The sequence below is a fragment of the Boseongicola sp. genome, assembly GCF_057460485.1.
The window spans coordinates 1-5,849 of sequence record NZ_JBVCWP010000247.1; the positions used below are offsets into that span (position 1 = coordinate 1).

A 5,849-nucleotide genomic window follows, 5' to 3' on the forward strand; every position below is an offset into this window, starting at 1 on the left:
CCCCGGCTTGAACGGGGGACCCCTGGTTCCACAAACCAGTGCTCTAACCAACTGAGCTAAGGCGGCACGCGGGGACGGATTACCGCCAGTGCGTTGCGATTGCAAGAGGGTTGGTCACAGATTGACGCCCCAAATTTCTTCGAGGGCATCACGACCGAAATTGTGAACTGGGGTGGCTGACGTGCATTTGAAGCCATAGCGCACGTAAAGCTGACGTGCCGTGGATTGAGTTTCATGGGTCATCAACGTCATGCGTTTGTAGCCCGCACCACGCGCGAACGAGAGGCAGTCGTCCATGAGGCGTCGCCCAAGTCCGAGGCCTCGGGCTATCGGTTCGACGAAGAAAAGGCGAAGCTTAGCGTGGTCTGGGACGTCAGACGCCATGCAGAAGATGCTTCCAAGTCGGTGACCGTTTCGGTGGGCGATGAAGCCGCGTTCGCGGGCGGGGTCTTTGGTTCGAACGAAATTGGCCATGATGTCGAAGACGAATAGTTCGAATTCAGGAGAGAAGCCGGGGTCCACGCTGTAGGTTTCGCTGTGGCGCTGGGCGACCCAGCCGGGGTCACCAAAACTGATGTCTCGGATGGCCACTCCTGTTTGTTCCGTCGGCCGCAGAAGGTCTAGGATGCCGTCCATGGCGTTGGCTACGGCTGCGGGGTCAGCGCCCCGCAGCCGTAGGAGAGTTTTTTCATCTGCACGCGCGTTCAGCGTTTCATAGAGTTTGCGGCCTTCTGAGGTGATTTCAATCTGTTTGCGACGGGCATCGTCTGCCGATCGTTTGCGGGTTAGCCAACCCATGTCAATGTAGCGCTTCAGAATGCGGCTGATCTGGCCTTCGTCGATATCAAGGTCGGCGGAGAGTTGGCGCGCGGTGAGCCCGGGGTCGTCGATGATTTCGAAGAACACCCGCAGGTCCGAAACGCTGAGCCCTTCGCCGACGTCGTCCCGTGCGAACAGGCCAAGCTGTGTGATATAGTGGCGGTTAAAGCGGCGAATGCGAGCGATGTCTTTGGTGTGCACGGGAGCATTATTCCTTGATTTTATCAAATATTTTGCAGTCTACTTGATTTTGTCAAGTATTGATCACCTTGCGTCTGGCGGCGGTCAAAGCTAGGCCACGGCGTCAGGAGGGCCGCACATGGGCATCAACAGCGAAAAAGAGATCGAAGCCAATTTGCAGATTGGTCCCACCGAGCTTGGGATGGTGCGTCTCTATATCGAAGGCAATGGGATCGATATCCCGATGGATTTCGATCCGGAAGAGGCCGAAGAGATCGCGGAAGAAATTAGGGCGGCAGCAGCGCGCGCGCGCGCGATGTCTTCTAAAGGCCCCAAGAAGGGATAAAGTCGGGATCGCGCGCCGCGTGCCATCTTGTGGCGGCGTGGCGGGCGAATTTCTGCACCATCACTTTACGCCGCGCAGGCGCGATCTTTTCCTCTGGCGCCATGCGCAGGATTTCGGCGTCGTAGGCGTCGGCGATGATGAGGCCGGTGTCGTCCGGCAGCAGGTCGGTCGGGAAGTCTTCGTCGACAGCCCAAAAAAAGCGGTCGCACCATTCTAGGTAGCCCTGCCATTTGTTGTCAGACTGAAAATCAGCGCGACTGGATTTACATTCGATCACCCAAACCTCGCCTTTCGGGCCAAGCGCCATAACGTCAACGCGCAGGCCAGAGGTTGGCGTCAGTTCTTCGACCGTGACAAAGTCATGGCTAGATAAGTGCCGACAGACACCACGGGCCAAAAGCTGGCCGGGTTTCTTTTCGGGAAGGGACAGATCGTCGGGCATCTGACATTTTTGAACAAAAGGTAAACATTTATCAAGACTGATTAGTGCTGGGCGGATTTGGCCCCTTGTCTAGGGCCGATGGGGGGCCTATTTGAGTGGTGACGGTTCTGCCCTTCTCGTGTCCGGGTCAAATTCCAGTGGCCTTACTCAATTCCTAGGGAGCTGGCTCTGTGCGGACCCTGGTCTGTTTACCTGGCGCCCACCTGTACATACAGGTCTTCGGGAATTTAAGCACCCTTACGGTCGCGGTGGTCCCGTCACTCTTCTCCGTCTTCCTTGCCGGCCATCATCATCACCGTGATGGCGATATGTGCGCCGCCGAAGACCGAGCCGCTGAAAAACGCCAAAAGCCAGAACGCCAGCGTACCTCCTTCGACCTTCACGACGAGGTGGCGCAGATTGGCGACGTTGAAACCGACAACAAGCATTGCGAACACGATGCCGAGCGCCAGACCGAAGAGGCCCTGGCGAATGAACAGACGCACCAGCGGGGGCATCAATCACTCTTCCCTGTTTTTGACCTAATACCGAGGCGTCTGAAAAGCGATCGATTGTTCTGGACGAACTCTTCGATCATGCCGGAAAGCCCGACGCTTTGACCTTTGAGCCAGAAAAAGCCGGAGATCGCGCCGAAACTGGCCCCGATCGTGTCGACGATCAGATCCCAGATGGTGTCGACAAGGCTGCTTTTCTGCATGTTCAGCCTAAATATTCGATCCATCGCGATTTCGAATATTTCCCAAAGCGCACCGATGGAAAGCGCGACGGTAAAGGCAATGAGCCCAAGGGTCGAGGGAGGCGCGTCGTAGCGATCGCCCGGGAAGAGATAGCAGACGAATAGGAAGCCGATGATACCGAAACCCACGGTGGAACTGCTGCTCAAAAGGACATCCCACCACCAAAATTTATTATAGAAATAAGATAATTCACCTAAGAACTGTGCTCCAAAAAGGAAGAGAAAAATTGCGGCGAGGAAGCTGAGTGGAAGTTGGATATGAAAGCGGTTGGAAAAGATCCTTAGTAACAAAGTAAGGATGAGGGCGGTGATGATCACGAAGGCATTTGTACATTGCCGCGTCAAAAGCGCGACGCCAGAGGCAACGGCCAGAGGTCCCCGAACCGCGGGGGTCAGGTATCGGACGCACTCGAAATTCATAAATTCGATCTTATGTGATCAACAGAGCCGACAAAAGGAGAGCGCCGCAGTTTTGAACATGGATGAATTTACGCTCGCCAGTTGGAACATTCGTAAATGCGTTGGCTTGGATCGCAAGCGTGACCCTCTGCGCATTCTGCGGGGTCTGAACGGCCTTGGTGCGGATGTGGTGGCGTTGCAGGAGGCAGATCGCAGGCTTGGACGTCGTCCCGCGGCATTGCCGCTTTGGATGATTAAAAGCGAAACGGACTACACCCCGATTGGCGCCGGACGAAACGATGTCAGCCTTGGATGGCATGGCAATGCAGTACTTTTGGGGCCGGACGTGGAATGCCGCGGTGTTCAGGTGTTGGATTTGCCAGGGCTTGAGCCACGCGGTGCAGTCATCGCAGACATTGTCAGGGACGGCGTCGATATGCGGATTGTGGCGGTACACTTGGGGCTTTTGAGCCGCTCGCGGGGGCAACAATACCGCGCCATATTGGATCGGATGTCCAGAATGGGCGATCGTCCGACGGTGATCCTTGGCGATTTCAATGAGTGGGGCGCGGCCGGTGGTTTTTCAGCCTTGCCTGACTACGAAGTATATGCACCCGGCGCGACCTTCCACGCGTCTCGCCCCGTGGCTGCGTTGGATCGTTTCGCTTTAGGTCCCAGGGTCACTTTACGGGATGCCGCGGTTGTTGAGACGTCTTTGACCAGGGTTGCGTCGGACCACCTTCCGATCACAGCAAGGGTGAAGGTTGCCGTCTAGACGATGACGTCTTGCGCTTCCTGTTCACCGACTCCGAAAACACGCTTATAGCGCTGGATCTCGGAATTGGGGCCCATGGCTTTTCGCGGGTTGTCGCTGAGTTTCACTGTCGGATTGCCATTGGCCGAGACGGCTTTGCAGACCACTGAAAATGGCGCCAGCGCGTCGTTTGGGACGAGGCCACGGAAGTCGTTAGTGAGCATCGTGCCCCAGCCGAAGCTGACGCGGACGCGGCCCGAGAATTTGCCATGAAGTTCTATGATCTTGTCGACGTCGAGGCCATCGGAGAAAATGATCAGCTTTTCTGACGGGTCTTCGCCGCGATCTTTCCACCAACGTATCGCGCTTTCCGCTGCGATTTCAGGATCGCCGGAATCGATGCGAATGCCTGTCCAGCCTGCGAGCCAGTCCGGCGCATTTTGAAGGAACCGCTCGGTGCCATAGGTGTCGGGCAAAATTATGCGCAGGTTGCCGTCGTGTTCTTCCTGCCAATCGGCGAGGACATCGTAAGGGGCTTGAGCGAGGTCTTTATCCGAAGTGGCCAATGCGGAGTAGACCATCGGCAATTCATGGGCGTTTGTGCCGATCGCCTCGAGATCGCGGTTTTTGGCGATCAGGCAATTGGAAGTGCCAATGAAATTTTTTCCAAGCCCTTCGTTGAGCGCCTGCACACACCAGTCCTGCCACAGGAACGAGTGGCGACGCCGCGTGCCGAAATCGGCGAGGAGAAGGTCGTCGATGCCGCGCAAACCCGCGACTTTTTCCCAGACGCGGGTCATGGCCTGAGCGTAAAGCACTTGAAGCTCGAACCGGCCCATGTCTTTGAGAACCGCGCGGCCACGCAGCTCCATTAAGACGGCAAGGGCGGGGATTTCCCAGAGCATAACTTCGGGCCAGGAGCCTTCGAAAGTAAGCTCATACTGATCGCCGACGCGTTCGAGGTGGTAGTCTGGCAGGCGCATATTTTCGAACCATGTCATGAAGTCCGAGCTGAACATCTGGCGTTTGCCGTAGAAGGTATTGCCGCGCAGCCAGGTGCTTTCGCCACGGCTGAGGGACAGGGATCGGATATGGTCAAGCTGTTCGCGCAGCTCGCCTTCGTCGATCAGATTCGCCAGCGGAATATGCTTTGCGCGGTTGATCAGGCTGAAGGTGACGCGGGTGTCGGGGTGGTTGTGAAACACCGACTGACACATCAACAATTTGTAGAAGTCGTCGTCGATCAGCGAGCGTACAATCGGGTCGATCTTCCACTTGTGGTTCCAGACTCGGGTGGCGATGTCGACCATGATATTCCCTTAAGGAGCAGGACCGGGGCAGGAGGGCCGCCCCGGTCGATCCGTTAAGCCGTGGCTTTTGCAAGTGCCTGATCAAGATCGGCGATGATATCGGCCGGGTCTTCAATGCCAATCGACACGCGCACGACATTGTTGTCAGCGCCAGCAGCGACGCGCTGTTCGTCCGACAATTGGCGGTGCGTTGTGGACGCCGAGTGGATGATCAGCGAGCGCGCATCGCCAAGGTTGGCGACGTGGCTGAACAGTTCAACGGAGTCGATCAGCTTCACGCAGGCGTCGTAGCCTCCTTTGATTGCGAAGGTGAACAGCGCACCTGCACCTTTGGGGCAAATGCGCTCTATGCGGTCATAGTAGGGCGAGCTTTTGAGACCTGCATAGGTGACTTTTTCGATCCGAGGATCGTTTTCAAGCCAATTCGCGACTATTTGCGCGTTGGCCACGTGCTTGTCCATGCGCAGCGACAGCGTCTCGATGCCCATCAGCGTGTAGTGCGCGCCTTGCGGGTTCATCGTCATGCCAAGGTCGCGCAGACCGACAGCGATCGAGTGGAATGTGAACGCCATTCCGCCCAGAGCTTCGTAGAAATTGAGGCCGTGGTAGGCAGCTTCAGGTGATGCGAGCGAGGGGAACTTGCCGGAAGCCGCCCAGTCGAACTTGCCGCTGTCTACAATTGCGCCGCCAGTCACGGTGCCATTGCCGGTGAGGTATTTTGTCGTTGAGTTCACAACAAGCGTCGCACCATGTTCAATCGGTCGGCAGAGGTACGGCGTGGCCGATGTGTTGTCGACGATAAGCGGCAGGCCCACGTCATTGGCCAATTCGCCAATGGCGTCGAGGTCAGTGATGTAGCCGCC

The 5,849-nt window shown here is 56.8% G+C and carries 8 protein-coding genes and 1 other RNA gene; 3 read left to right on the top strand and 6 right to left on the bottom strand.

The window, feature by feature from the left end; all coding sequences use genetic code 11:
- Positions 1 to 114: 114 nt before the first annotated feature.
- Positions 115 to 1,020, bottom strand: coding sequence for a bifunctional helix-turn-helix transcriptional regulator/GNAT family N-acetyltransferase (locus tag AC221Y_RS19305; RefSeq protein WP_486708074.1), 906 nt, complete (start codon positions 1,018 to 1,020; stop codon positions 115 to 117).
- A gap of 118 nt (positions 1,021 to 1,138) precedes the next feature.
- Between AC221Y_RS19305 and AC221Y_RS19310 the strand changes: the two genes are divergently transcribed.
- Positions 1,139 to 1,345 (top strand): DUF6324 family protein, encoded by a 207-nt coding sequence (locus AC221Y_RS19310; RefSeq protein ID WP_299758231.1) that lies wholly within the window; start codon positions 1,139 to 1,141, stop codon positions 1,343 to 1,345.
- Here the strand turns inward: AC221Y_RS19310 and AC221Y_RS19315 are convergent.
- A complete protein-coding gene (locus AC221Y_RS19315; protein WP_299758234.1) occupies positions 1,323 to 1,787 on the bottom strand; it encodes an MmcB family DNA repair protein in 465 nt (154 codons plus the stop codon). The genes AC221Y_RS19310 and AC221Y_RS19315 overlap by 23 nt on opposite strands.
- Positions 1,788 to 1,888: 101 nt before the next feature.
- Here AC221Y_RS19315 and ssrS point away from each other — a divergent pair.
- A non-coding RNA gene (gene ssrS, locus AC221Y_RS19320) (6S RNA) lies at positions 1,889 to 2,046 on the top strand.
- Here the strand turns inward: ssrS and AC221Y_RS19325 are convergent.
- A complete protein-coding gene (locus tag AC221Y_RS19325) occupies positions 2,045 to 2,284 on the bottom strand; it encodes a hypothetical protein (RefSeq protein WP_299758236.1) in 240 nt (79 codons plus the stop codon). The two genes, ssrS and AC221Y_RS19325, sit on opposite strands and share 2 nt — an antisense overlap.
- On the bottom strand, positions 2,284 to 2,943 hold the full coding sequence (locus AC221Y_RS19330; protein ID WP_486708075.1) for a DUF2238 domain-containing protein: 660 nt from the start codon (positions 2,941 to 2,943) through the stop codon (positions 2,284 to 2,286). Before AC221Y_RS19330 ends, AC221Y_RS19325 begins: the two co-directional genes overlap by 1 nt.
- Before the next feature lie 58 nt (positions 2,944 to 3,001).
- On the opposite strand from AC221Y_RS19330, the gene AC221Y_RS19335 reads away from it, so the two are divergent.
- On the top strand, positions 3,002 to 3,697 hold the full coding sequence (locus AC221Y_RS19335; protein WP_299758241.1) for an endonuclease/exonuclease/phosphatase family protein: 696 nt from the start codon (positions 3,002 to 3,004) through the stop codon (positions 3,695 to 3,697).
- On the opposite strand, the gene pncB is transcribed toward AC221Y_RS19335, so the two are convergent.
- Together pncB and AC221Y_RS19345 are read right to left on the bottom strand one after the other, a co-directional pair.
- Positions 3,694 to 4,986, bottom strand: a complete 1,293-nt coding sequence (gene pncB, locus AC221Y_RS19340; protein ID WP_299758243.1) for a nicotinate phosphoribosyltransferase — start codon at positions 4,984 to 4,986, stop codon at positions 3,694 to 3,696. The genes AC221Y_RS19335 and pncB overlap by 4 nt on opposite strands.
- A 53-nt stretch (positions 4,987 to 5,039) precedes the next feature.
- Positions 5,040 to 5,849 (bottom strand): PLP-dependent transferase (locus AC221Y_RS19345; RefSeq protein ID WP_486708076.1); only part of this gene is annotated, 810 nt, incomplete at its 5' end.